The organism is Fulvivirga sp. AWR4_260 (assembly GCF_056158185.1).
Map to the genome: position 1 here is coordinate 324,664 of NZ_JBSWSU010000015.1, position 24,450 is coordinate 349,113.

Sequence of the window (24,450 nt, forward strand, 5' to 3'; positions counted from 1 at the left end):
TTGAGATGAATAAATATTCAGCAATTTTATATTTAATCCTTTTCATGCTGGCTGGTTGTGATGACTTCTTATCGCAGGCGCCAGATGACAGGACTAAGCTGGACACCAGAGAAAAGATAGGGGAACTCTTGGTAGATGCTTACCCGGAAGCTAACTACGCTCCTTTCTGTGAGGCCATGTCAGATAATGTGGAGGATAATCCTTCTGGCAGCCAGAACCAGCTTAATTCTGACTCGTTTTTTTGGAGAGATGGACTTACTACTTCTCAGGATTCGCCAGAATTTTATTGGAATGCTTGCTATTCTGCTATTGCAGCAGCTAACCATGCTATCAGAGCCATAGAGCAGGCAGATAACCCTGATGAATACAGCGCAGAATATGGCGAAGCTTTGGTAGCCAGAGCCTATTCCCATTTTATGCTGGTAAGCTTATTTGCCAATTTTTATAACCCGGCATCAGCAGATTTTGATTTGGGTATACCCTACGTTACTGAGCCTGAAACGGAGTCTTTAAAAACTTATGAAAGGCATACCGTGGCCTATGTTTACGAAATGATAGAAAAGGACTTGTTACAAGGTTTGCCTCTTATTGATGATCAATCTTATGAAACAGGAGATGCTACCGGAGTGCTCAAATATCATTTTACGAAATCGGCATCAAATGCTTTTGCAGTACGGTTCTATTTATTTAAAAAGGATTATGATAAAGTAATAGAATACGCTGAAAGGGTTTTAGGGTCAGGTGAGTTGGGTGATTACATGAGGCCATGGAATACAGATTATAAATCTCTTTCAGCTCAGGAGCTTGCTAACACCTACACCAGATCTACAGAGAGGGCTAACTTATTACTTTCTGAAACCATGTCAGGCTGGCCTAGGACTTTTAATAGCCTGAGGTTTTCTACTGGTGCCCCTAAGTATCAGCAGTTATTTACCAATCCTACAGGAGGCATGTTTTCATTCTCTACATTTTATACTTCTAATGGCATTTATTATATCAATAAATTCAAGGAGCATTTTGTGAGGATGGGAAATAATGCCAATACCGGATATCCTTATATGATGCAGCCACTGTTTACTGTAGAAGAAGTGCTTCTAAGCAGAGCCGAGGCCTATGCTTATAATAATGAACCGCATCAGGCTTTGGCAGATCTGAATACGTGGATTTCCAAACGTGTTGATAACTACGATCCTGATGTACATCAGCTTACTTACAACAGGCTCTATAATTACTACCAGTACAATATTAACCAGCAAAATCTTGTAGCCGCCACCTTACATTTTAGGCAGGTAGAATTTTTACATGAGGGTATGCGCTGGTTTGATATTCTGAGACATAAGATTCCTGTAGTGCATACAGCTAACAATGGTGAAACCTTTGAGCTTAAGGCGGGTGACCCCCGCAGAACGCTTCAGATACCTCAGGAAGCTATGACCGTAGGAGGACTCAGCCCTAATCCAAGATAATATTTAAACGTTTCAATGCAGCATTATGACTTTTAGAAAATATATAATCTATATAGCGGTAATTTTAGCAGCAGTCGCCTGTGATGATCCTTATAATGACTCAGTAAATGAAGATGCTGAGTATGTAAATAATGATGAGCAAACTGAGCCTACAGAGCTTGATAATTGGTTACAGACTAATTTCACTAGCCCTTTTAATATAGAAGTAAAGTACAAGTGGGATCTCTCAGAGCTTAACGTGAATAAGACTTTAGTGCCACCTGATGCCGGCAGAGTTCAAGGAGTGATGGAAGTGGTGAGAAAAGTATGGATAGATCCTTACGTAGAGCTTGCCGGAGATGGTTTTATTAAAGATTACTCACCAAAACAGTTCATGTTAGTAGGTAGTCCGGAATATAACTTTGATGGTACTATAAAATTAGGAACTGCAGAGGGTGGAAGAAAAGTGGTGCTCTATGTAGTCAATAGTTTTGAGCAGACTAATCAATACTCTGTAAAGCAGCTTATACATACCATAGAGCATGAGTTTGGCCATATTTTACACCAGACTAATTCATATCCTGCTGAGTACAAGGAGATCACGCCTGGTGATTATACTGCTAACTGGAATTTTGTTTCTTTGGCCGAAGCTAGATCCAATGGTTTTATAACTAGTTATGCTATGATGTCTCCTGATGAAGATTTTGTGGAGATGATAGCCATGATGCTGGTAGAAGGTAAAGACGGGTATGAAGCTATTTTAGAATGCGAAACTAATGCTGCCAGTAAAGCCATATTAAGAAGGAAAGAAGAGCTGGTAGTGAAGTATTTTGCCGAAACCTATAACGTTGACTTTTATGCCTTGCAGGATAAAGTACAGGCTGCAATCAATGAAATGGCACCAGATGGAGGGAATAATGGCGGTGATGAAGAGTCTACACCACTTCAAGAGCAATGGGGCCCAGATGAAGAATATACTACGCTTTATTATGATTTAAGTACTTTGGCTCAACCAGAAAATATTATTGTAAGACATGATTATGATAATAACCTGTTGCATCAATATGGTTATGCACTAGACTATAATTTTAAACTCTATTATTCTGCAGTAGGGGAGCTAACCCTCACTTTGTACTATCATACTATTAATACTACTAATCCGGAGTATTACGAGGCTAACTTTTGGTTTAATGTGCCAGAAGGGCAAGAAGAGGAAAACCGAACATTATATTATATGGGCGGAGATGCAAATGCCGGTTTTCTCGAATATGATGTTCAATCTACCGCTGTGGTAGCTTATTTCGCTAACAGAACATTTAAGCAGGCCTTTGAAAAGACATGTAATGGAAATTATTACCCTACACTGTATCCGCAAGATTCGCCTGAGGACTTTATTATCGGAATACTGGGTAACTAAACTGAAGAAATTATGAACAAGTCATTTTGTTATATATTAATAAGTCTTCTATCAATAGTGCTGCTGGGCTGCGAAGAAGATTATGATACTATTTTTGAAGAAACACCTGATGAGCGTTTGCAAAGCACGCTGGATGAATACACCAGCATGTTAACCAGTCAGGAAGCGGGCTGGAAGGCAGCGCTGACAACAGGAACTGACCGAAACTATTTTTATTATTTTGAATTTAATGAAGATGGTAATGTTACTATGGTTTCTGATTTTGACCAGACTACTGCAGGTACACCTGCCACTAGTTCATGGATGCTAAAGGCATTGCAAAGACCTACTTTGAGTTTTAATACTTACTCTTACATTCACCTGCCGGCAGATCCTGATGGTGAAGTAAATGGCGGAGCAAGTGGAGAAGGTCTGGTGTCTGATTTTGAATTTATCATTAGCGAAGTAAGTGGCGATAGTGTAATATTGGAAGGTCTTCAACGTGGCTCGTCATTAATAATGGTTCCTGCTTCTCCAAGTGAGAAAGAAGTGATATTAGAAAAGGAAATTTTGAAGGTGTTTAATGGCATCAATCAGGCTGTTGCTGCTAATAGAGGTCTTAAGTTTACACTTGCAGATGGGGCTGAAGTGCCTGTAGTAATTAATATGGCTAACAGGTTGTTTGGAGCTCAGTATCTGGCTGAAAATGGTAGCGAAATAGTATCATTTCAAACCGGGTTTAACTTTGATTTGGAAGGTATAAAACTGAGCGAGCCTTTTGAGATAGATGGGCATATCATTCAACATTTATCATGGGATGAGCAAGAAGGAGCTGTTACTATTGATTTGCAGTCTACAACTGCACTTGTAGGCTTTGATGATCCTTTTATTTTCGATGTAACGCCACCACTTTCCTCTGTTTTAGGAAGCACATATAGTACGGTTTTAATTCCTGCTGGCTCTGGTCAGGCACCACTTGTTGGGCAGTCAGAAAATTTCATTAATATTTATAATACAGCAGCTGACAACTTGTTAAACGGTTCCTATCAGCTCACTTTGAGAGACATAGAGTTTTTATTTGACGAACCTTCTAACAGTATGAAAATGAACGTGTACATCTCTCAAACTAATAACGGAACAGGTTCATTATTTGTGGCTCAATACAGCTACTCATATGCTACTGATAAAGATGGGCTTATGAAGTTTAGCTTCTTAAGTGCCAATGATAACGGGTGGACGATTTATTCAGATATCTATGACCTATTATTTCCTATAGAGGCAGACTATTTTCAAACGGAATATATAGGTGGGGATTTAAATCTGTTGGCCGGCTTTTTTAGTCAGGAGACCCCTGAGTTTTACTTTTCAGGCTATTTGTATAACAACTAATCATTTTTGATAAGGTTGTCCCCTAAGTGATCTCTCTGTTAATATGGGTGTGGAAATTGGCTCCCTAATTTTAAAAAGTAGGCAGGCCACATCAAAAAAACGGAGAGAAAACAGGTAAGTATATTATTGAGACCATAAATCATGTGGATGAGGGGTCTTTTTCTACTATATAATTCAGAATGCATAAAACAAGGCGTTGTATCCAAATATGATGATTTCATTGTATGATACAACACCTTGTTTGCATAATGAAGGCTGTAGTGACTTGATTTACAGCATCATTTCATATAAAGTACTTTTTTTACATGTACTTACGAAAGTGATAATGATGATGTGGTTAGACTTGATCATTAGGGGGGAATTAATCACAAGCATCACTTTTTGAGTCCCCATTAAACGTCCAGCCATTATTGACTAATATTTTACGTGCGGCTTCGCCTTCATCACAATATAGCATTTCCTTGGGGGCAAATTCTATGTTTTTTGGTATGGTTGGTAGCTTAGTCCAGCCCTTTAGCGTAGCGTCATAGTTGGCAGTGGCAAGCCCTGTATTATAAAAGAAATATTTCATTCGTTTTGCTGCAGAAATATTCCAAGAGCCCAAGTTCTGATTAAATGATGAAGCTTGAACAAACATATTGCTAAAGTCAGTAACCTTACTTACATTCCACGCACTAATGTTCTGATTGAATTTAATTGCAGAGGAAAATAGTTGTTTCATGCTTGTAACGTTGCTTACATCCCATTGGCTAAGGTCCTGATTGAAGCTAATACAGTTGCTGAACATGCCTTGCATTTCTTCCAGAGAGCTTAAGTCCCAAGAGCTAATATCTGAATTAAAAAGGTAGGCTGACCTGAACATATCTGACATGTCTTTTACCTGACTCACGTCCCATTGGCTAAGGTCTCCATTAAATGAGAAGGCTTGATTAAACATGTTTGACATGTTAAATACGTCACTTACGTTCCATGAGCTTATGTTACCATTAAATGAGGTAGCATTGGCAAACATACTGCTCATATTTTTAACGGAACTCATATCCCAGTTATTGAGGTCTTGGTTAAAAGCTGAGGCCGATGCAAACATCATGTCAGTTCGTGATGCATTGCTCATATCCCAGTCGTCAATATCGCCATTGAATGATGAAGCAGCTGCGAACATATATCTAAAATCTGACGTCTCATTAAAATCGGGATCATCGGTGGCCGTGTAGGTGAGGTTAAAGCACCCTTGAAAGCCATAAGCCATAGAGAGCCATTTGATTTTTCCCCACTGAGCTATACTGATGATATTTTTTTTGTATTCAGAGTTCTCGAAGTTGATAGTAGGGAAATTACCCGTAATGCTTACAGGGTATACGCCTGGCTGTGCATAATCGTGAGTGATTTCGGTGGTAACACCCTCATCGGTGTGGCCATCGCCCCAGTCTACATTATAATTGTAATAGGTAGAATAGCTAGAAACATACGGAATACCTATGGTTTCATTGGCAGTGGAGGTGCGCCAAAGGGTGACAAAAGCATCAGGGTTATAGTTAGAGGCCTTGGATATGATGATGGACACATTTGCCCGTGCTGTCATTTCCCCATCAGTGGCAGCTATGGTAATAAGGTGTGTGGTTTTAGTGTCAAAATCTAAGCTTTTACCGGGAGCCAGCTTTAGCAACCCATCTTGACTGATCTCGAAAAGGTCATTGTCATTGGTGCTGATACTAAAGGTTAGGATATTATCTGAAGTGCCTTTTACCTGACCTATGGGGCTTCCGGCATCCAAGTTTTCCCTCACTGTAAAGTATTGATCATCAATAGCCACTGAACCCTTTACATCTGTAACCTGAATGGTGATTTCGGCTGTGGTGGTTTGCTTGCTGTCTGATACCGCTACCAAAATGTTGTGCTGCTGGCTAGTTTCGTAATCTAATCTTTTGCCAGTGAGCAGACTGATGCTGCCATCATCAGCGATTTCAAAAAGGTCTTGGTCACCATCTGTGATGGTGAAGGCTAGCGGGTCATCCTCGTAGTCGATCGCGAGCACCTGGCCTATGGTCATGTCATCTCGCACATCCTCGCTGATTGTAAAAGTTTGCGACCTGATGACCGGGGCAAAATTAGATAGACCGTCATCATCACTGCCGCAAGAGATAAAAAAGGAAAAGCCTATAAGAGTAATAAAAAAATGTAAATATTTCATAAGGTTGAAGTGGATTAAATAGACTCAAATGTAGCGGTAACAGTGCTGAGAAGCGTTTCAGATTATAAATTGGCACTTGTGAAAGGGGATGAGTGAAGACTGTGCTACAGAGAATTGACTGCTGATGTTGTACCAAACCCTGATTAGTAATACTTAATGGCATTGTTAAGTGAGCGAGTTTACTTAGCTTGAAAGCCGGAATAGGAGTAGTGATGGGGTGCGATGGTGCAGGTTACAACGAAAGCTATTGGGGTAACAAAGTATACTAAAGGTTACTATTACTTTAGTATACTTTGTTACAAAAGTAAACTTGATAGCTTTAGCTTTGTGGCAATATAAATTTTGATAAAAAAGATATGGAGCAATTTACATTGACGGTAAAATTTACTGCCACCCCAGATAATAAAGAAACATTCAAACAAGAGCTTATCAAGCTATTTAAAATAATTGAAAATGAAGAAAAATTTGTGAGTTCAACTCTTCATCAGAATATTGAAAGACCAGAGGAGTTTTTAGTTTATGAAACCTGGAATGACAATATAGAACACTTTATGAATGTACAATTAAAAAAGCCTTACGCATCTCAATGGGAGAAGCTTTTGGTGGAAATGGACATAAAACGTGAGCCTACTGTTTATACTGCTTTTGATTCATTTGGTACAAATGCATAGCTTGGCTTGAATTAGGCGGTATGTTTTTTAGCTAAAGCCTATTGGGTAATACGCATTTTTCGTGAGTTGTTAAATGCGTATTACTTTGTTTAAAAATGATGATTAGTAGTGTAATTAAAATGATAATAATATTTAAATAAATGAGGTATATTTCTTTCAAAAAAGAATGAATCAATAGCTATTTGTATTTTAGTTTTTATCTACAAAATACTTACCTTTTTCTCATTTTTTTTGAAAATGGAAAAAAGCAAACTTGTTTTGCTAACCATTTGTCTATCTAAGGAATAAATATGAAAGTTAAACCGTATACAATTGCCTCACACATATTAGTTTGGGTGCTTTTGTTAGTGATCCCTTATTTTTCTACAGATCAGGTTTTTAATGCTCTAGATCCTCTGTCTAATCATAAATATTTAACACTATGCCTCTCGCTAAGCACAGTTTTAATGGCCATTTTCTATTTTAACTACAACTACCTTATACCAAGGTATCTCCTTCAAAAAAAATATTGGATCTACTTCTCATCTTTACTTTTAGCCATTGTTCTAGTCTTTTTACTATCAGGTGTAGTGTTTTTATCAGATTACGGTACCAGTGACTTATTCTCAAAAAATGATTCAGTTATTGAAAGAATATTTCCCGTTATCATAGTTAATGCCCTTTTATTATGGCTGCTGGTTATTGCTTCATCTATTGTATGGACTGTATATACCAGGCTAAGCCAACTGGAGAGTGAAAAGCTTGCTGCTCAAATTGCTTCGCTGAAGTCTCAAATAAATCCCCACTTTCTGTTTAATACCTTAAATAACATCTATGCTACAGCTATGGAAACCTCACCCAAAACGGCCGATATGGTAGACAAACTATCGGAAATGATGAGATATACCATGAAAGACACTCAGCAAGATTCTGTGCTTTTAGAAGATGAAATTAATTATATCAATAACTTTATCGCGCTGCAAAAACTAAGGCTGGACAAAAGTGTAAAATTAGATTTTCAGACTTTAGACACCGTACCCGAACTAAGAATAGCACCCATGTTACTAATTCCTTTTATTGAAAATGCTTTTAAACATGGCATAAATTCTGAACAAAAAAGTAATATTAGGATACACTTATCTCTCATTAAAACGGAGCTACAATTAATAGTGGTGAATAACAAAGTGATTATTCAAAGGCATATATCTGAAAGCTATGGTTTGGGAATTAAAAACACAAAACATCGTCTGAATCTGATATACCCATCAAAACATTTATTAGTAATCAATGAAACAGAGAAGGAATTCTCTATTTCTTTACACATTAATCTATCATGATAAATGCAATAGCCATAGATGATGAACCGTTAGCACTTACCGTTATTCAATCGTTATGCGATAAAAGTGAAAATATTAATCTCTTAAAAACTTTTACTCAACCTAATAAGGCACTTAAGTATTTGCGCAAATTCCCTGTAGAACTTATTTTTTGTGACATTCAGATGCCCGCCATGACAGGTATAAGCTTAGTAAAATCACTGGAACAAAATACGATGGTAATTTTTACTACCGCCTATAGTGAGTTTGCAGCGGTTAGTTATGATTTAAACGCCATTGATTATTTACTTAAGCCCATTAATCATAAACGCTTTTCTAAGGCTATCTCTAAGGCAACGGAGTATTTTAATTACATACAACCCAAGGCATTAGGTGGTGAACAAAATATTTTTGTTCGCTCTGAATTTAGCCTCATAAAAATTCCTTTGTGTGAGATACAATTTATAGAAGGCCTGGCAGATTATCTGAAGATTCACCTGAAAGACAGAAAGGCTGTTATAACGCGAATGTCTATGAAGGATATGACGGCAAAATTACCTGTGTCTGATTTCATCCGTATCCATAGAAGTTTCATTTTACCTTTTCATGACATAAAGGGAGTAAGAGGCAATACCGTATTTCTTGATGAGAAGGAATTTCCTATAGGCAGAACTTACACAGAAGAGTTTTTTAAAAGATATTCTGCCCACTAAAGCATTTCAAAAATGTAGCTAGCACTACATACTTCGACTAATTCATTCCCTTCTTCCCAATAAATTCTCCATTCTGCTTATAAGATTCACCTTTGATTAAAACTAATTAATGAAAGGTGTACTCAAGCAAAAATTCAAAATGGAGATTAAGAATATAATACTAATAATCCTATTAACTCTACTGAGTTTTACGGTATCTAAAGCTCAAAAGAAGTTTACCATAAGTGGCAGAATTACAGAACTCAGAACCGGTGAAACGCTGCTTGGTGCTACGGTAAAGCTGGTAGAAAACCCAAGCTTAGGCGTAATAGCCAATGTGCATGGTTTTTATTCTCTTTCACTGCCTGAAGGGAAATACACATTAAGCATTTCTTATGTGGGGTTTAAAGAAGAGCTAATTCCCGTGAATTTGAATTCGGATATAACCATTAATGTAACTATGGCTGAAGACAACACCTCTTTGGATGAAGTGGTGATAACCGGAGACAGAGATGACGATAATCTCTCAAAACCTGTAATGGGTGTAGAGAAACTCAACATGAAAGATGCGGCTAAGATACCGGTAGTTTTTGGAGAAAAGGACCTTATAAAAACCATTCAGCTAATGCCCGGAGTGAAAAACAATGGAGAGGGAACTAACGGATTTTCTGTAAGAGGAGGTGCTACAGATCAAAACCTGATAATTCTGGATGAAAGCCCGGTTTACAATGCCTCACACCTATTAGGCATGTTTAGTACCTTTAACAGTGATGCCATTAAAGATGTAACCATAATAAAAGGAAATGGTACAGCAAACTACGGAGGCCGCCTCTCATCAGTGTTAGATGTAAAAATGAAAGAAGGCAATAATAAGGATTATCAGGTAAGTGGAGGTCTGGGACTCATTAGTAGCAGGCTTACTATAGAAGGTCCCATTCAAAGAGAAAAATCCTCCTTTATTGTTTCAGGAAGAAGAACATACGCTGATCTTTTTGCCAGAATGTCATCAGATTTTGAAGATGTTAAATTATACTTCTATGATTTTAATGCGAAAGCTAACCTTTACATTAATGAGAAAAACAGGTTATTCCTTTCCGGATACTTCGGCAAGGATGTGTTTGGTTTATCTTCCTTGTTTAGTAGCGATTGGGGTAATGCCACCGGCACATTAAGATGGAACAGTATAGTAAGTAGCAAACTATTTTCAAACACTTCATTTATATATAGCAACTATGATTTTAATGTTGGCTTCGAAAATGATGGAAGCGAAATTACCCTAAATTCTAACATACAGGACCTTAACCTTAAGCAAGATTTCTTCTTTTATGCCAACGCCAAAAATACCCTGCAGTTTGGCTTCAATATCATACATCATACCCTTGCCCCTACTACTGCTGAAGGAACAGACATAACCAGTAATAAAAACGACCGAAAAGGATTAGAAAATGCCATTTACGCAAGCAATACTTATCAAGCTACCAGTAAATTAAGCATCGACTACGGCCTCCGGTTTTCATTCTATAATGTATTAGGAGGCGATACTTATAATAGGTATCAGCAAAATGAGCTTATTGATTCCGTTTATGTATCGAGCGGTAAAGTAGCCAAAACCTATTATAACCTGGAGCCTCGTTTATCTGCCAATTACAGAATAAGCAACACGGCCAGTATTAAAGCCGGCTATGCAAGAAATACTCAAAATCTACATCTGATGAGTAATTCTACCGGTGGCAGTCCTACTGACCAATGGATAGGCAATAGTTACAATATAAAACCAGAAATAGCAGACCAGTTTAGCCTTGGGGTGAGCAAGAATTTTAAAGGCAACTTATATCAATTCGATACTGAGATCTACTACAAAACGCTTCAAAATCAAATCGATTATACTGATGGCGCAGATATTAACACTGTTCCTGACATAGAGAGCCTTTTGCTTTATGGAAAAGGACGTGCTTACGGCATTGAAATGATTGTAAAAAAGAATAAGGGAAGACTTACCGGCTGGATAGGATACACACTTTCAAAAACAGAAAGGAAAATCAAAGGCATCAATAATAATGATTGGTATAACGCCAAGTATGATCGCACTCATGACCTATCAGTAGTGGCCGTATACACCCTTAATTCTAAATGGATGATATCTGGTTCATTTATTTACAGTACAGGTAATGCCGTAACTTTCCCTACTGGCAAGTACACCTTAAATGATTTTACCATACCTCAATACAGTAGCCGCAATGCTGACAGAATGCCAGATACTCATCGACTGGATCTCAGTGTTACCTATGAAAAAGAGCCTAAAGGTAGATTTCAAAGCTCATGGAACTTTGGCTTGTACAATGTTTACGGTCGTCAAAACCCCTTCAGCATGACTTTCGAAGAAAATGAGAATGACCCTACAAAAATCGATGCGGTACAAACCTCATTATTCCGATGGGTTCCAAGCATTACTTACAACTTTAAGTTTTAATAAATGAAAAATACAATCACAACATTGGCAGTCATAATCATCCTTTTTATTGCATTAGGATGTGAAGAAACGGTTGATTTAGATTATAAATCCAATACCTCAAAAATTGTTATCGATGGTAGCATTAGCAATACTCCGGGCCCGTATTACGTAAGAGTAACAGAGTCTGTAGCGTTATCAGAACAGGGAGTCTTTCCTGCTATTGACAATGCTATAGTGATGATTAGCGATGATGCAGGCAACAGTGAAATACTTACGTCTGATGGGAATGGCTATTATAAAACTTCTTCCATAACCGGAGTAGAGGGCAGAACATATACATTAACTGTAGAAGTACATGGAGAGAAGTACGTGGCTAGCAGTACCATGCCGCAGCAAGTAAATTTTGATGATATAAAAATTAATGAACAAGAGATACTTGGAGAAACCGAATATGAACTAATACCTATATATCAAGATCCTGAAATCAAAGGCAATTATTATCGCTTTGTAATGTCTGTTAATAATAAGTTGGTGAAACAACACCTAATACAAAACGATGAAATTAAGAATGGCAAAATCAATACTATGAGGCTGGAAGTGGATGAGGAAGATCTAGATTTGAAACCTGAGGATACATTATCAATAACAATGCAATGCGTAGATGAAAATGTGGCGTCTTTTTATACGTCATTGATTCTGATGCAAGATAGTGGCCCTGGTGGCGGTACTACACCCGCAAACCCGCCTAATAATATAGATAATGGAGCTCTGGGTATTTTTTCAGCTCATACCATACAATCACAAACAGCTATTATTGAATGATTGGAAAATGCCATGGTAATGACATTAGATTCTGAAAAACGATATTTTAGAATTACAGAGGAAATACTGTTTAAGTCCAGTGGCAATTCAGTAAAACATCTAAAGCCTCAAACTTCGTTTAAAGAAGAGCTAAATTTTGACATTAATGATTACTATTTTCTGAAAATAGATATTGAAGAGTACCTCAATATTGTAATAGATATAGATACCATTTTTGAGCTCAAGACCATTTCTGATTTAGTGAAGCTAGTAGCACATGCCCTGGATGACTACCATTAAAGAGGCTGTTTTTAAGGTAAATTCTAAATTTTTCAGCTCCTGAGAAGGCATTAATTTAATCACATTGTATTTTAGTTAAATAATTCTGATGTCGGCTATTGTATATTCATTAGTATTCTCCAAACTAGAGGTTTGGAGAATACTATCTGATATTATTATAAAAACTCTCCAACAATGCTGCTCTTAGGGCTGTAGAATGCCGATGAGTTGCTGGCAATTAATCATTCATAAAGACGTTAATAGGAATTAGTATCGATTTTTTCAAATTAACAATATAAGTCTTCATTCATATGACTGATGTCTTTTTGCTCTATGCCCGTAAATTTGTGCAATTGTCCCCTACTGATCAACGATTAATCAAAGACGCCCTAACACACCAAAAAATATCTGCAAAAACGGAATTGATTTCATATGGAAAAACTACAGACGTGCTGTTTTTTCTCATCAAGGGATGCATCAGAAAATACTATGTAAAAAACGGTGAGCAAATCACTATTTATATCACCACTGAGCAAAATTTTATAGGAGATTTTGGAGGATTCATTAATAATACAAAAAGTAAAGAAACTATTGAGTGTGTTGATGACTGTGAGGTTTTGATTCTAAAAAAGCAGGATTTGGATAAGCTTTACAAAACTGTTCCTCCGATGAATGAGCTTATTCGAAAAGTTCTTGAGCTAACTCTCATTCAATTTCAGCATGCTCTGAATTCTTTCATTGTGGACACTCCTGAAGAGCGTTACTTAAAACTTCTATCCTCTAACCCGGAGATTATGCAACGGGTGCCTCAACATATGCTGGCTACTTATTTAGGTATTACTGCCACCTCACTAAGCCGCATACGAAAGCGAATTTTAGAAAAGGAGTAGTTTAAAATTAATCAGCGGCCTTATTTTCTGCACTTATGCTGCCTTTCTTGTCTTTTGTAAACGTTTCACAACGTTACTCATTCAGAATTTTGCATTGCAAATATTTAAAAAACAATCAAAATATGAATACGAAAGTAAAGTCAGTAAAAGCAAAAAAACAGTTTATACTTTTTATAACAGCATTACTATTTCTGAGTACCTCAGCTGTAGCACAAACTACTGAAACAGACATTCTGGGGAAATGGCTAGATGAAGGCAAAACAGCGGAAATAACAATTTATCAAAAGGGAACAAAATTCTATGGAAAAATCAGCTGGCTAGATGAACCCAATATAGATGGAAAACCCAAAACGGATCAATTAAACCCTGACCCTGCCAGACGAAACGATCCAATATTAGGTCAGGAACTAATGAAGAATTTTGTGTTTGATGGTAAATCCAAATGGAAAGGAGGTACTATTTACGATGCAGAAAGTGGGAAGACTTACAAATGCTATATGAAACTGAAAACGAATAATGAGTTGAAAATTAGGGGTTATGTAGGTATTCCCTTACTAGGAGGAACTACCGTGTGGTATCGAAAATAGCAATATATTCTTAAAAAACGAGCGCTTCAAATGTAACTCCTTTGAAGCGTTTTGTGCTTCTTAGCGGTGGAGTTGCTCTTGGGGTTTTCTTAGTCAAATCCTCTGACTGATTATGCGTAAAACCAATCGCCCGGCTCTAGCTGAGTAATCATGATATTTTAGACTCCTGGCCGATATTGCATTGACCGTTCTACAGATAAGACTGAATGGAATGTGCAAACCTAATGGTTAACAATGGTTGTGCAAATGCATCTGTGCCTAACCGGCCGGAAACCTCTGCAATAGTTGTCACCCGGCATGAGCCGAGCGACTGTGAGTAGCAGAGCGATTTCATATAAGTCCGTATTTTAAAACCTTAATCTAAAATACATTCCTACTTGGTCACCACTCAGTGTTGGGGTCAGTGTAATTCCATGATCTTTTTTGAAGGGATTCCAATTTTTCAAAGGTTCGAAATGATATACCAGCTTGGTGACTAAAATTCCTAGTCCGGCTCCAACCATTACATCAGAAAGCCAATGCCTGTTGTTTACTATACGCAAGCTGCCTACCAAAGTAGTGGTTGAGTATCCACTCCAGGCTAGTGCAGGTGAGCTATCTTTAAACTCCTCGTACAAAACGGCAGCATTAGAAAAAGAAAAGGAAGTATGCCCCGAAGGAAAAGACTGTGAATGACCATTGGGCCGTTCTTTGTCAATCAAATTTTTGCCAGCATGGGTAAGTCCGGCCGTAATGATGTTTACTATGGCCAGGTATTTTGTCTGGTCAAACCAGTGATTTTTAGACTTGGCTCCTAATAAATCGGCAGTATAAATAGTGATGATCGGTGTATATTGTATTAGATCATCAATGGGCAGTTGAAAATCGATGGCATTTTCAGAACCATCATGAAAGTTCTTCTTTATTTCATGTTCTAAATGGCTACCGCTAAGTGCAGATCCTGCAATTATAAGAGATCCAGGAACTACTAATTGCTTGAGTTTGATCTTCTCTCTTTTTGAATCGATGTGGAGAGAATCAGAACTTTGAGCATGGAGCTGATGAAGAAATGATAGTACAGTCCATAGCAGAATAAACATTATTTTTTGCATAATTAAATCAGGTAATATAAGCCTAGTTTTAAAATTTAAATGAGGCACAAATGTGAAAGAAACCCCTGTAGAAGGAGTTCTGGATAGTTAGAACCTGATAAATGCGTACTTATTTATACTTTTTGAAACTGTTTTTTAAATGCTGAAGGTGTAGTACCGGTCTCCTTTTTGAAGGCAGTGTAGAAGGCGGTTTTAGAATTGAACCCCGCCTCTAGTCCAATAGCGAGTAAGCTATAGCGGTCAAAATCCGGATCAATAAGCATCCTTTTCACCTCTTCTGTACGGTAGTAATTTAGAAATTCAGGAATAGTTTTATCCGAGTGCTCGTTAATGACTGTAGAAAGATACCCTTCACTAATATTTAGTCTTTCTGCAATATCCATTCGGCTTAAATTTGGGCTGCGATAAATATGTTCATCCTCGAAAAGGCTGATCATTTGGGTGAAATATTGATTGGCAGAATCTTGACGTGGAGTATCTCCAGTGGCGATTTGCTTTTTGCTTTCTACCACCTGTCTTATTTCATATCTATTTCGAGCCAGCCTGAATTTCAAAATGCCTTTGTACCCTATCCAATAAAATAATATGTTAATAAAAATCCATGTGATGTAACTGAAATCTTTCTCTGAAATGCCCTCCGCAGTTAAAATAATTATCCACGTTACAGTTAGAGCCACATGAAAGCAGTAGAATATTTTTACCCATTTCATATTAGCCTCTAAAAGAGGATCTGTGGTTACTTTCCTTCTAAAAATCAGGAAGTATTCCGCGATCAATAGCCCTAGGTTGAAGGCCAAAGAAAAATAAAACTCCAGAGTGAAGAATATGGGTATCCATGCTTTATAGCTAATAGTATACCAATGAAAGTAAACCTCTCCACCTACATATACATTGGCAATGAGAGAAATAACGAAAGGTATAAATAATAAGAGTTGAGTAGGGTGCTGGCTGTTATTAAAACTCACAGAAGCCCTGTAATAGAGATATAGCGTGGCGGGAAATAGAAGCACCAATTCTATATCTTCAAAAATCCGTAATGCAGGATAAACCTCATAAATCGAGGATTTAAGAAATAACGTTTGTGCGTTGATCAGCACAATGATGATCAAGCTTACACCTAAAAGAATATTAGTATTGGTTCTGAAATACTTAGATGACATGATAATCAAGGCAAAAAAGAGGCCTTGCATGGCCCCGAATATGATTATCAAATCAATGAGATCAATCTGCATATTCAACGAATCGATAGCTTTTGAAATTAACTAAATTTCAAAGTTATTACTTGTTCGTGACATGGCAACCTGTTATGTATTTATTTAAAACTTTGAAAGATCCTAAATACTGTCTTCACCAGATCAGTAGAGGCACCTGCTATAAGGTTTGCTGTGGATTCGCTATTATTCTAATTATAGCAAGATCATCTGTTACAACATGTTTCATTTCTTTACTTAGCTCCCGGACTTTTCGTTCCAAAAAATTAGCGTTCTCACTGAAAGTCCTATCCTTAAGTAAATATTCTACTATTTCACTCTCAGATTTTTGTTTGGTTTTATCTTCAAGATTTTTAAAAGTAAATATCCCGTCTGTTGCAATCGAAAGGTCTGTAAATTTTGTAATGGTCTTTCTTTGTTCAAGCGAATCATACCAAGAATCAAAAGGCTCGTTAAGGTGATATCCTAAATAATCAGGTGTATTATCTTGTTCATATTCGGTTAGCTCTCCGTCAACATAAATAGCACCGTCTCCAATGGTCAAAAGTTCAGCAGAATAAGATTTAGTATTAGCTATACCAATTATGAGCGTTGATAGTAGCTCGTTGACATCCAGTCCTAGTTGATTTTTGATCGCTTTGGTTTCGGCAATTAATTGTTTTATACAGGACTTCAATAATGACTTTGATTCTAAAGATCTATTAGAAGTAAATTCTTGATAGAAATGATTTTTAGCAATGTTCCTTAAGATTTTACCATACAAAATTGAAGCAAACACGGATTCCGTTCCCATTGTGCATCCATCCAGTACGGCAATTAAAATTTCATTAGAGCTTATTTGCTCATTCACAAGAAAGTCCTCGCAATGATTAGTGTGAAATTCTCCAATATTTAGAGTTGAGTATATATTCATGTAGTCAATGATCCACAACGAAGTAATACATACAATTGCATATATTCTCATTATATTCTCCTTCTAATCTAGCAAATTTTTAATATTTTTTATGCTTTCAAGTCAACGTGCATATAAATCTCTTTGATACGAGAAGAAGAATGACCTAATAACACCTGAAGCACTATACTTAACCCCGGGAGCGCCCCCAAACATCATATCAAACGGAATGGATTGAGCAAAGATTGACTTAACCGAATGGTTAGCCTTTGTTACCACCGGTTTTAATACGATTCAACTAGTTGTTCCAACTGCATCATATACTCAAAAAATTCACCTTGAGTATAAGAGACTATTGGAGAGTTTGCTAACAGCGCAATAATAATTTCCTGATCCGGAAAAATAGCCAATATGGAACCGGAAGAAGGTAATTCTCCGGTATGAAACCAAATTCTTTTATTATTAATATTTTCTTCTACAAACCATCCTAAGCCATACCCCACATTTCGCATGTCAGAAGTTACCTGGTTTTGAAACATGAGCCTTTTCGTTTCTTGATCTATAAAATCATCTCCAATAATAGCCAGTCCGAATTTGGTAAGATCATCAGTAGTAGAAAGTAACCCTCCCGTAGAGTAGGAATAGCTTAAGTCATAAGGAGTTGCTTCCTCACCACTCAGGTAATAAAATTTACTCTTATGAGCCATAACACTGTCTGCTATATCTCCATACGTGGCATGCATCCCGATGGGGCCCCAAATATTTTGCTTCATATAACTCAAGTAAGGTTGTTGAGTTATATTTTCAATAGCAGCACCTAAAAGTATATAACCATTAGATGAGTATAAGAACTTCGTATCAGGCTTCACTTGCAACGAATCATTTTTAAAAATGGACAATGCATCGTTTAAATTACTATAGTGCTGTTGGATAAAGATCTCGTCCCAGCTTTTTCCATAATAATGCCGGATACCACTTAAGTGGCTGGCCACTTGCCTTACGGTAATAGGGTATTTCTTTTTGGGGAATGCAGGCACATAAGTCTGAATTGCAGTATCAAGGTCTAACAGGCCTTTAGCATATAGCAGCATAATAGCCGCAGAGGTCATGGTTTTTGAGACACTGGCAATACGAAATTGTGTCTTTCTATCTACAAGTATATTAGCAACTTTATCTGCATAACCATAGCCTTGGGAAAAAATGATGGTATCTGATTTACCTATTGATAATTGAAAACCTGTTGGGTTAAATTCGTTTTGAAAGTCTGTAGCCCATTGATCGATTTTACAAGCCAATGCATCGCATGGTAATTTGTTAGTTTCACGCTCACCTGTAGGTGGGTAATTCGATAATGTCACTTTTGCCGAAAGAATACCGGAAGATGTTTTCCATTCACCAAAACTATTGGAGCGATAGTAACACTTGAAGTGCTCACGGTCCTTTTTTGATTTGGTTACCCCAAACACTGTTCCGGCCACTACTGTGTTTACCTGGGGTATGATTACCTTCTCATGGTTGATAAGTACCGTGTCGTATGAAACCCTATCTGGGTACATTTTCATGTATTGCTCATATTTAGAGGTCACATATTTCCGATCGTCCTTATCCATGATCCATTCAAATACCAGAAAAAACTGATCTTCTTTGACTATTTGGGTATCGCTTATTTCGAAACCCAACCATCCCTTTTTAATGTCTGATGTTACTAATACCTGATGTGTAAGTAGGTCTACTCCCGGCTTATTGGTTTGGCTGTCTACCGACATGATCCGCATCCTTACCTTAAATTCAGGAGATAAATTTTTGGCAATATGTAAGGATACCTCTTTAAGAAATGTCAGGTTTTTATTGTCTGATTTGTCGATTAGGAGGGCCATGGCACTGCCAGCCGAAAGGGTGTCATAGTGGATTTGCCCTGAGAGCAATAAGCTCTTACCATTTCCCAGAGTAACGGATTTCTTTTTTTCATGTTTTGCCACTATTTCTACCTCGCCTAACTCCAGCACATTTTCGTTGAGCGAAACCACCAAGTTGTTTGCTGTGGTGGAGATCGAGGAAATAGGAAATGATTTTCTGATGTATCCTACAGAGGAAAAAAGCAGGTCCTGATCGGAATACTTTAGAGGTATGTTGATGGTAAATGAGCCATCCTCATTAGAAATTGTGCCAACTTCAGTATTAGCTATTCCAATGTTTACGTATGGAATAGGTTGTTTGGTTTGATTATTTATAACACTCCCTGAAATCAATGTCTGGCATTGCCCAATTACTATTTGGCAACATAAAACTAATAGAAGTATGAATTTTATCATTGAGAGTAATTATGGCTAACGGCTCGTATTACCGTCAGTTAAGAGATTAAAGTTACTGATATTCGATTTAGAGCTGGCGTTAGTAATTCCGAATGGATTCGGATGTAGTCGAATCTGCCGTAATTGCGGTTATACTTTATTAGCACCTTCTTTTATTCCATTGTTATTTTTTCAATCGCATTTTTCACCGAATTGTCGTTAATCAGATATTGTTTTTCTATTAATTCCATCAGTTTTTTATCATTTAACGTTGTTTGTAATGTTGAAATTAAAAAATCGTAATTAGTAAAAGTGGTTTCCGTTTCGAGAATTGTAATTAGCCATTTCCACATTTTTTCCTCTCCCATTTCCTCTTTTATTGCTGTGAAAATCAATGGCGCATAATCATAAACATACAGTTGTCTGTTTTCGTATTCGGTTTCTGATTTTATTTTGCCAAATGGTTTAGGACTGAATTTTTTTAGATGCTCAATTTTTTTATCCATCTTTTGTTGGTAGAGTTCTTCGCCCATTATGTCTTTTGTCAGTTGTAAGGATAATAACTCTGCAAACCCTTCACTCATCATATCCCCAAGTTCCGAGTTGAAGACTTTTAAGGTCCCAAAATAATAATGCCCTAATTCGTGTGCTATGTATGGACGCCAAAAGTTTTGATATTTAGGGTCAACAATATTTTTAAGCCCATTGCTCCAACCAATGCTATAGATGGCGGGATACGAAACAAACATCCAACTATCTTTTTTTGAAATAGGTGTTGTTTGTATAAAACTTACTGGTTGGTTAAAAGGTATATTTAATTTTTTGGCGTAAAAAGCCTTATAATCGTTTATAAGCTTGCCGAAGTTTTCTATTTCTTTTTTGCTCATTCCCGAATTTAAGAGGTAGGTGTTATTCAATTCGTCAAAATCGTAATTGCCACAAAAAAGGGTTATTTCTTGGGGAAGATCACTTTTGAAATTATGTTTTTGCGCCTTTACAGGTTGGTTGCCATTAACATATAAGGTAGAACAATCATTACAGATTATTTCTATATCGTAAGTAAGGTGTTCGTAAGTTTTGTCATTTGTTATGTCGTATAGAACAGGATACCAAGCAGATTGAAATCCATCTACCCGTACAGAATTGTGATTAAAAGCAATGTTTCCTTTCCAATCTTTTCGGCTATAATTTTCAATGGTATCCTTAACTACAGGGAACTTACCAACATATTTAAATTGGATTGAATTTGGAAGAAATTTGCCTTTCCCACTGGCATCCTCAAAATAATAAGCGTTACTTTCTCCTGTTGAGGTTGTATCATTAAATGCTCTGCTGTATTGTATTAAAAACTCTTCAGGTTTTAATGCCTTAATGTGCAAAATATTAAGTCCTGAATTTATTCGGATATAATAATCATTGATATCTGGAAGATCACTTAAAGTCAAATCACCTTCGATAGTCCCCTGTTCAATCGATATTTCAATTTTTCCAGTAAGTTTAGGAACTCCTGGTTGTGCTGACAATTTAATACAGGCTAGTAAAGCCAGAAGTAAAAATGTATTTTTCATTCGTAATGTTTTTCAGCTTGGTGCTAACGATCAGATATCGCGCTAAAGCCTCCGAGCTTAATTTATAGCGTTAAAAGTAGCTTATCTGCCGGTGCGATCAAAGTTTTGGAAGTGTGCTGTGCTCTGTAGATTAATTACTCCCACATGCTACAGGTGGTAAAAGGCGCTTCAGTTTCTTGGTAGCACATAAGCGGGATGTTTAGCAGGCTATTTGCCGATGGGTTAGTGAGGGCATGGGCTATATCGCCTGTTAGCCTCCTTTTATTTTGTTTTACTCACTAAGTTTGGTTAATTCCTGTCATTTGGTAGTAGAAGAATGGTATGAACCCAACCTGTTCGCAGACAATGTTAGAGTCTAGCCTATCCCGATCAGTCATAAGGTAAACCATTCCATTTTTATTCTGAAGTTGATTTGAACAATGTGATAGAAGTACTTTGCCAAATCCATTGTTTCGATGCTCTTCTTTGGTAAACAATATCCCTATGTCAGGATCTAATAAGGTACAAAAACTAATGATCTCCTCCTCTTCATTTTGGAGAACAAAAATATTTTCATTCTTAATATGATTGAAAACACGTTCCTCCATTTCTTCAATTGACTTATCATTTTGTCCACTATACTCTTCATGGTAATACTGTTGTAGCATAATGGCCAAGTCTCCTAAATCTGGCATTAAGGCAAGCCTTATGTTTGTGCTTTCATTTTCAATGGTATTTATTTGGTTTGTTTGATAAAAAACTCTCCGCTTCTTCACTTCAGAATTTCTTGGTTGATAGAAATCTAAAATTTGATTAATGAGTTCGTCATCACCTGCAAGTGTAAAGTTGGTGAAATTATTGAGGTTAAAGGTTTGACATATTTCATGGATTTGATCTGTACTCCAGTTTTCTCCATAGATCAGAAGCATGTCGCTATGAAGTATTAACACCCATCCTGTTTCTGAAATATTTAATATTGATGTCTCATAAATTGGGACTTGACCATGTTGTGACTTCTGAATGCAATCACGTAGGAATTTATATTTGTACTCCTCTAAATTGATATCGTCAAAAAGAAACCGATTGAAGTCAGCTTGATTATTTACAGGATTGAGATTCATAAAATTCCGATTAACGTTTTATAAAACATTAACTATCAATTAATTACAATGCATACTTCTTTTAGCCTTTGCCCCGCTATTCTCAAACCGGCTTTAGCACCAGAAATCAATGGTTCTGGTATAGGGGGAATTGAGGCTAACATAGTAATTTCTCATTATAACTCCTTCTTAATCTAGCAAATTTTCAATATTTCGAAACCCTTTCATGGCTACATTAGAAACACTTTATACCATTGACCAATTGTAGACGTAGCCAAGGTTATACCTCTCGGACTGGTCGTAGCATCCGCTATGATCCATATATAGCTTGAGAGTCCGCTCAAATTCCATTCTTTATTTATAAAATGGTGTTCATGAAATACTGACTGCGCATTGTAGCCACAGACACCTGCTTATCTTATTCCGAGCCTATGCTCTTGATTATAGTATGTCGTAGGATCGCTCCGCCTAACCTAAGACCAGTAGGATCAGGTTTTCATAATTTTTGACTAGGTTGAGGCTTGATATCGCTACTTGTCCCAATGAGTAATTATACCACCATACGCAGCATGGCGAGAACGAAGGGACTTTTTTTTATTGAGAGGGCTTTATTCAAGCAATCTATAAATACTATATTGCGGCCAGTAATGGAGAATGAATATACTATCACAAGGGCTATAGTTAAGAAGAGAACCCTGAATTGGTTGGGGTTTGTCCTTTTTCCTATTGTTTTCATCGGAAGTTTCATTGTGATGGATCGACTGGACCTCCCCTTGTGGCTAGGTTTAGTATTTCATTTCAGTCTGATTACTATAATTATTTTACATAACTACAAGCACTTTTATAACCTACCTCAGATTGGATCAATTAAGATAACTGATGATAATATTGTATTGTCAGCGGATGAGAAAATAATAACTATTCCGGGAAATGAGATCAAAGTGATCAACGTATATCCTCATTTAAACCTAGGCTCTCACACATTACATTGGGATGGATTCAAACTAGTAGAAATAGTAATAAAACTTCACTCAGGCCACCATTTCACAAAGATTGTTTACAACACAAAAAATGGATTTGAGTACAAGCCCAACGACCCCTCCAAATTATGGGAAACTCTTGACCGTTTTGGTGGCTTACATAATTTTAGAGTGAACTTACTTTTGAGAAAAAAGAAAGTGAGTAGCTAACAGCGACCCATTCCAGCTAGGTCGCAATTGTATTGCGGCTACATCTTTCCATGCATTTGTAATGCCAGGTTAATATTCAAACATACAAATAATAAGCTAATGCTTTTGCCTACTGACTGGTTGATTGCCTCAGACCTCCACTTATCTCATTCCGAGCATATGCTCTTGCTCATGGTAGGTCGTAGGACCGTTGCGCTTAACCTACGACCAGTTCTCGGCACACCTTAGACCAGATTGAGATCTCTTATATGTTCTCATCCCTGATAGTATTGATTTTTCAAGAGACTTAACATCGGAATTAAGTAGTGCACTAGATATAATAATACTATTTTTAGCATTCCAATTGTTAGCGAAGAGAAGTACTTTTTTTAAAAGATTCAGTCTCTTTAATTTAAAAACCGGTTCTTTCAAAGTTATCTCAATACTATATTTTTTTAATCTTTTTATCTTCTTGATATCACTGAAATTAATTTTTCCTATAGATTCATATCTTGTATTATCAACTAGATAAGTCTCCGAAATGATCAAAGCTTCCTTTTTACTAAACAATTGTCGGATAAAGGAATAAAACATTAACAAACTATATATAAACCCTATAGTTCCAACAATTTGTATATGTATCTTTTTCATTAAAAAATTTCTTATAAAGATTTCAGGATCGATCAGAAACCAAATTGAAATAACATTGAAAAGGACAAGATATACGAGTCCAAACAAAATTTTCCTTTTTTTAAGTAAAAAAGTTTTATTCATAACTTTCTCTTGTTAATCAGTTTTTTTCGTCATCTACAACATTCTCATATATAATTTCAACTCTTTCCTCTCCTACGCATCCTCCGTTCCCGCCATGCTCTGCATGGTGGTACTGTTTCATATCATTAAGGTTACGGCCAACATTCCCTTACCACCAGCGTAGTCGATAGCTGAGCTATAGAGATAATGATGAGGTTCATTAACTTCTCCCGATTCTACAGGATTAAAATGTAAATAATCTAAGTTTTTCTGAATCGCTTCATTACTCCACAATTCTATAGGTTTAT

The 24,450-nt window shown here is 36.9% G+C and carries 21 protein-coding genes; 12 read left to right on the forward strand and 9 right to left on the reverse strand.

Going from position 1 to position 24,450, the window contains the following annotated elements:
• Positions 1–5: 5 nt before the first annotated feature.
• From ACXACQ_RS07905 to ACXACQ_RS07915, 3 genes are read left to right on the forward strand one after another with little or no spacing between them, the layout of a single operon-like run.
• Positions 6–1,466, forward strand: a complete 1,461-nt coding sequence (locus tag ACXACQ_RS07905; protein ID WP_474975387.1) for a RagB/SusD family nutrient uptake outer membrane protein — start codon at positions 6–8, stop codon at positions 1,464–1,466.
• A 25-nt stretch (positions 1,467–1,491) separates the two neighbouring features.
• On the forward strand, positions 1,492–2,862 hold the full coding sequence (locus tag ACXACQ_RS07910; protein WP_474975388.1) for a zinc-binding metallopeptidase: 1,371 nt from the start codon (positions 1,492–1,494) through the stop codon (positions 2,860–2,862).
• 12 nt (positions 2,863–2,874) lie between these two features.
• Positions 2,875–4,230 carry a DUF4302 domain-containing protein gene (locus ACXACQ_RS07915; protein ID WP_474975389.1) on the forward strand — a complete coding sequence of 452 codons (1,356 nt, stop codon included), beginning with the start codon at positions 2,875–2,877 and terminating at the stop codon, positions 4,228–4,230.
• A gap of 361 nt (positions 4,231–4,591) precedes the next feature.
• Here the strand turns inward: ACXACQ_RS07915 and ACXACQ_RS07920 are convergent, their stop codons facing one another.
• Positions 4,592–6,421: a BspA family leucine-rich repeat surface protein gene (locus ACXACQ_RS07920; RefSeq protein WP_474975390.1), complete on the reverse strand. Its 1,830-nt coding sequence runs from the start codon at positions 6,419–6,421 to the stop codon at positions 4,592–4,594.
• 356 nt (positions 6,422–6,777) lie between these two features.
• Here ACXACQ_RS07920 and ACXACQ_RS07925 point away from each other — a divergent pair, with 356 nt between their 5' ends.
• The 8 genes from ACXACQ_RS07925 to ACXACQ_RS07960 all read left to right on the forward strand — a co-directional run bounded on the left by ACXACQ_RS07925 (position 6,778) and on the right by ACXACQ_RS07960 (position 14,088).
• Positions 6,778–7,092, forward strand: a complete 315-nt coding sequence (locus ACXACQ_RS07925; RefSeq protein ID WP_474975391.1) for a putative quinol monooxygenase — start codon at positions 6,778–6,780, stop codon at positions 7,090–7,092.
• Between the two features lie 290 nt (positions 7,093–7,382).
• On the forward strand, positions 7,383–8,408 hold the full coding sequence (locus ACXACQ_RS07930; protein ID WP_474975392.1) for a sensor histidine kinase: 1,026 nt from the start codon (positions 7,383–7,385) through the stop codon (positions 8,406–8,408).
• On the forward strand, positions 8,405–9,100 hold the full coding sequence (locus ACXACQ_RS07935; protein ID WP_474975393.1) for a LytR/AlgR family response regulator transcription factor: 696 nt from the start codon (positions 8,405–8,407) through the stop codon (positions 9,098–9,100). Before ACXACQ_RS07930 ends, ACXACQ_RS07935 begins: the two co-directional genes overlap by 4 nt.
• A 109-nt stretch (positions 9,101–9,209) precedes the next feature.
• Entirely contained in the window at positions 9,210–11,549 is a 2,340-nt protein-coding gene (locus tag ACXACQ_RS07940; RefSeq protein WP_474975394.1) for a TonB-dependent receptor, read from the forward strand.
• A 3-nt stretch (positions 11,550–11,552) separates the two neighbouring features.
• On the forward strand, positions 11,553–12,353 hold the full coding sequence (locus ACXACQ_RS07945) for a DUF4249 domain-containing protein (RefSeq protein WP_474975395.1): 801 nt from the start codon (positions 11,553–11,555) through the stop codon (positions 12,351–12,353).
• A gap of 18 nt (positions 12,354–12,371) precedes the next feature.
• On the forward strand, positions 12,372–12,632 hold the full coding sequence (locus tag ACXACQ_RS07950; RefSeq protein WP_474975396.1) for a hypothetical protein: 261 nt from the start codon (positions 12,372–12,374) through the stop codon (positions 12,630–12,632).
• A gap of 290 nt (positions 12,633–12,922) precedes the next feature.
• A complete protein-coding gene (locus ACXACQ_RS07955; protein ID WP_474975397.1) occupies positions 12,923–13,501 on the forward strand; it encodes a Crp/Fnr family transcriptional regulator in 579 nt (192 codons plus the stop codon).
• A 122-nt stretch (positions 13,502–13,623) separates the two neighbouring features.
• On the forward strand, positions 13,624–14,088 hold the full coding sequence (locus tag ACXACQ_RS07960; RefSeq protein WP_474975398.1) for a DUF2147 domain-containing protein: 465 nt from the start codon (positions 13,624–13,626) through the stop codon (positions 14,086–14,088).
• Positions 14,089–14,435: 347 nt separating this feature from the next.
• On the opposite strand, the gene ACXACQ_RS07965 is transcribed toward ACXACQ_RS07960, so the two are convergent.
• The 6 genes from ACXACQ_RS07965 to ACXACQ_RS07990 all read right to left on the reverse strand — a co-directional run bounded on the left by ACXACQ_RS07965 (position 14,436) and on the right by ACXACQ_RS07990 (position 22,241).
• Positions 14,436–15,179, reverse strand: coding sequence for a phosphatase PAP2 family protein (locus tag ACXACQ_RS07965; protein ID WP_474975399.1), 744 nt, complete (start codon positions 15,177–15,179; stop codon positions 14,436–14,438).
• 113 nt (positions 15,180–15,292) lie between these two features.
• Positions 15,293–16,339 carry a helix-turn-helix domain-containing protein gene (locus tag ACXACQ_RS07970; RefSeq protein ID WP_474975400.1) on the reverse strand — a complete coding sequence of 349 codons (1,047 nt, stop codon included), beginning with the start codon at positions 16,337–16,339 and terminating at the stop codon, positions 15,293–15,295.
• A 211-nt stretch (positions 16,340–16,550) separates the two neighbouring features.
• A complete protein-coding gene (locus ACXACQ_RS07975; protein WP_474975401.1) occupies positions 16,551–17,303 on the reverse strand; it encodes a protein phosphatase 2C domain-containing protein in 753 nt (250 codons plus the stop codon).
• A gap of 263 nt (positions 17,304–17,566) precedes the next feature.
• Positions 17,567–19,594: a serine hydrolase gene (locus tag ACXACQ_RS07980; protein WP_474975402.1), complete on the reverse strand. Its 2,028-nt coding sequence runs from the start codon at positions 19,592–19,594 to the stop codon at positions 17,567–17,569.
• A gap of 152 nt (positions 19,595–19,746) precedes the next feature.
• A complete protein-coding gene (locus tag ACXACQ_RS07985) occupies positions 19,747–21,141 on the reverse strand; it encodes a hypothetical protein (protein ID WP_474975403.1) in 1,395 nt (464 codons plus the stop codon).
• A 278-nt stretch (positions 21,142–21,419) separates the two neighbouring features.
• Positions 21,420–22,241, reverse strand: coding sequence for a GNAT family N-acetyltransferase (locus tag ACXACQ_RS07990; RefSeq protein ID WP_474975404.1), 822 nt, complete (start codon positions 22,239–22,241; stop codon positions 21,420–21,422).
• 548 nt (positions 22,242–22,789) lie between these two features.
• Here ACXACQ_RS07990 and ACXACQ_RS07995 point away from each other — a divergent pair.
• Positions 22,790–23,410, forward strand: a complete 621-nt coding sequence (locus ACXACQ_RS07995; RefSeq protein ID WP_474975405.1) for a hypothetical protein — start codon at positions 22,790–22,792, stop codon at positions 23,408–23,410.
• 201 nt (positions 23,411–23,611) lie between these two features.
• Here ACXACQ_RS07995 and ACXACQ_RS08000 read toward each other — a convergent pair whose 3' ends face one another.
• Positions 23,612–24,163, reverse strand: coding sequence for an STM3941 family protein (locus tag ACXACQ_RS08000; protein ID WP_474975406.1), 552 nt, complete (start codon positions 24,161–24,163; stop codon positions 23,612–23,614).
• Between the two features lie 117 nt (positions 24,164–24,280).
• Positions 24,281–24,436, reverse strand: coding sequence for a hypothetical protein (locus ACXACQ_RS08005; protein WP_474975407.1), 156 nt, complete (start codon positions 24,434–24,436; stop codon positions 24,281–24,283).
• Positions 24,437–24,450: the final 14 nt, after the last annotated feature.

Excerpts from the sequence above, each read along its gene's own strand:
- ACXACQ_RS07995 (WP_474975405.1), top strand. The coding sequence starts at position 22,790 with ATGGCGAGAACGAAGGGACTTTTTTTTATTGAGAGGGCTTTATTCAAG.
- ACXACQ_RS08000 (WP_474975406.1), bottom strand. The coding sequence starts at position 24,163 with ATGAATAAAACTTTTTTACTTAAAAAAAGGAAAATTTTGTTTGGACTC.
- ACXACQ_RS07905 (WP_474975387.1), top strand. The coding sequence starts at position 6 with ATGAATAAATATTCAGCAATTTTATATTTAATCCTTTTCATGCTGGCT.
- ACXACQ_RS07960 (WP_474975398.1), top strand. The coding sequence starts at position 13,624 with ATGAATACGAAAGTAAAGTCAGTAAAAGCAAAAAAACAGTTTATACTT.
- ACXACQ_RS07920 (WP_474975390.1), bottom strand. The coding sequence starts at position 6,421 with ATGAAATATTTACATTTTTTTATTACTCTTATAGGCTTTTCCTTTTTT.
- ACXACQ_RS07935 (WP_474975393.1), top strand. The coding sequence starts at position 8,405 with ATGATAAATGCAATAGCCATAGATGATGAACCGTTAGCACTTACCGTT.
- ACXACQ_RS07975 (WP_474975401.1), bottom strand. The coding sequence starts at position 17,303 with ATGAATATATACTCAACTCTAAATATTGGAGAATTTCACACTAATCAT.
- ACXACQ_RS07945 (WP_474975395.1), top strand. The coding sequence starts at position 11,553 with ATGAAAAATACAATCACAACATTGGCAGTCATAATCATCCTTTTTATT.
- ACXACQ_RS07915 (WP_474975389.1), top strand. The coding sequence starts at position 2,875 with ATGAACAAGTCATTTTGTTATATATTAATAAGTCTTCTATCAATAGTG.
- ACXACQ_RS07955 (WP_474975397.1), top strand. The coding sequence starts at position 12,923 with ATGACTGATGTCTTTTTGCTCTATGCCCGTAAATTTGTGCAATTGTCC.
- ACXACQ_RS07985 (WP_474975403.1), bottom strand. The coding sequence starts at position 21,141 with ATGAAAAATACATTTTTACTTCTGGCTTTACTAGCCTGTATTAAATTG.
- ACXACQ_RS07925 (WP_474975391.1), top strand. The coding sequence starts at position 6,778 with ATGGAGCAATTTACATTGACGGTAAAATTTACTGCCACCCCAGATAAT.
- ACXACQ_RS07990 (WP_474975404.1), bottom strand. The coding sequence starts at position 22,241 with ATGAATCTCAATCCTGTAAATAATCAAGCTGACTTCAATCGGTTTCTT.
- ACXACQ_RS07965 (WP_474975399.1), bottom strand. The coding sequence starts at position 15,179 with ATGCAAAAAATAATGTTTATTCTGCTATGGACTGTACTATCATTTCTT.
- ACXACQ_RS07980 (WP_474975402.1), bottom strand. The coding sequence starts at position 19,594 with ATGATAAAATTCATACTTCTATTAGTTTTATGTTGCCAAATAGTAATT.
- ACXACQ_RS07910 (WP_474975388.1), top strand. The coding sequence starts at position 1,492 with ATGACTTTTAGAAAATATATAATCTATATAGCGGTAATTTTAGCAGCA.
- ACXACQ_RS07930 (WP_474975392.1), top strand. The coding sequence starts at position 7,383 with ATGAAAGTTAAACCGTATACAATTGCCTCACACATATTAGTTTGGGTG.
- ACXACQ_RS07950 (WP_474975396.1), top strand. The coding sequence starts at position 12,372 with ATGACATTAGATTCTGAAAAACGATATTTTAGAATTACAGAGGAAATA.
- ACXACQ_RS07970 (WP_474975400.1), bottom strand. The coding sequence starts at position 16,339 with ATGTCATCTAAGTATTTCAGAACCAATACTAATATTCTTTTAGGTGTA.
- ACXACQ_RS07940 (WP_474975394.1), top strand. The coding sequence starts at position 9,210 with ATGAAAGGTGTACTCAAGCAAAAATTCAAAATGGAGATTAAGAATATA.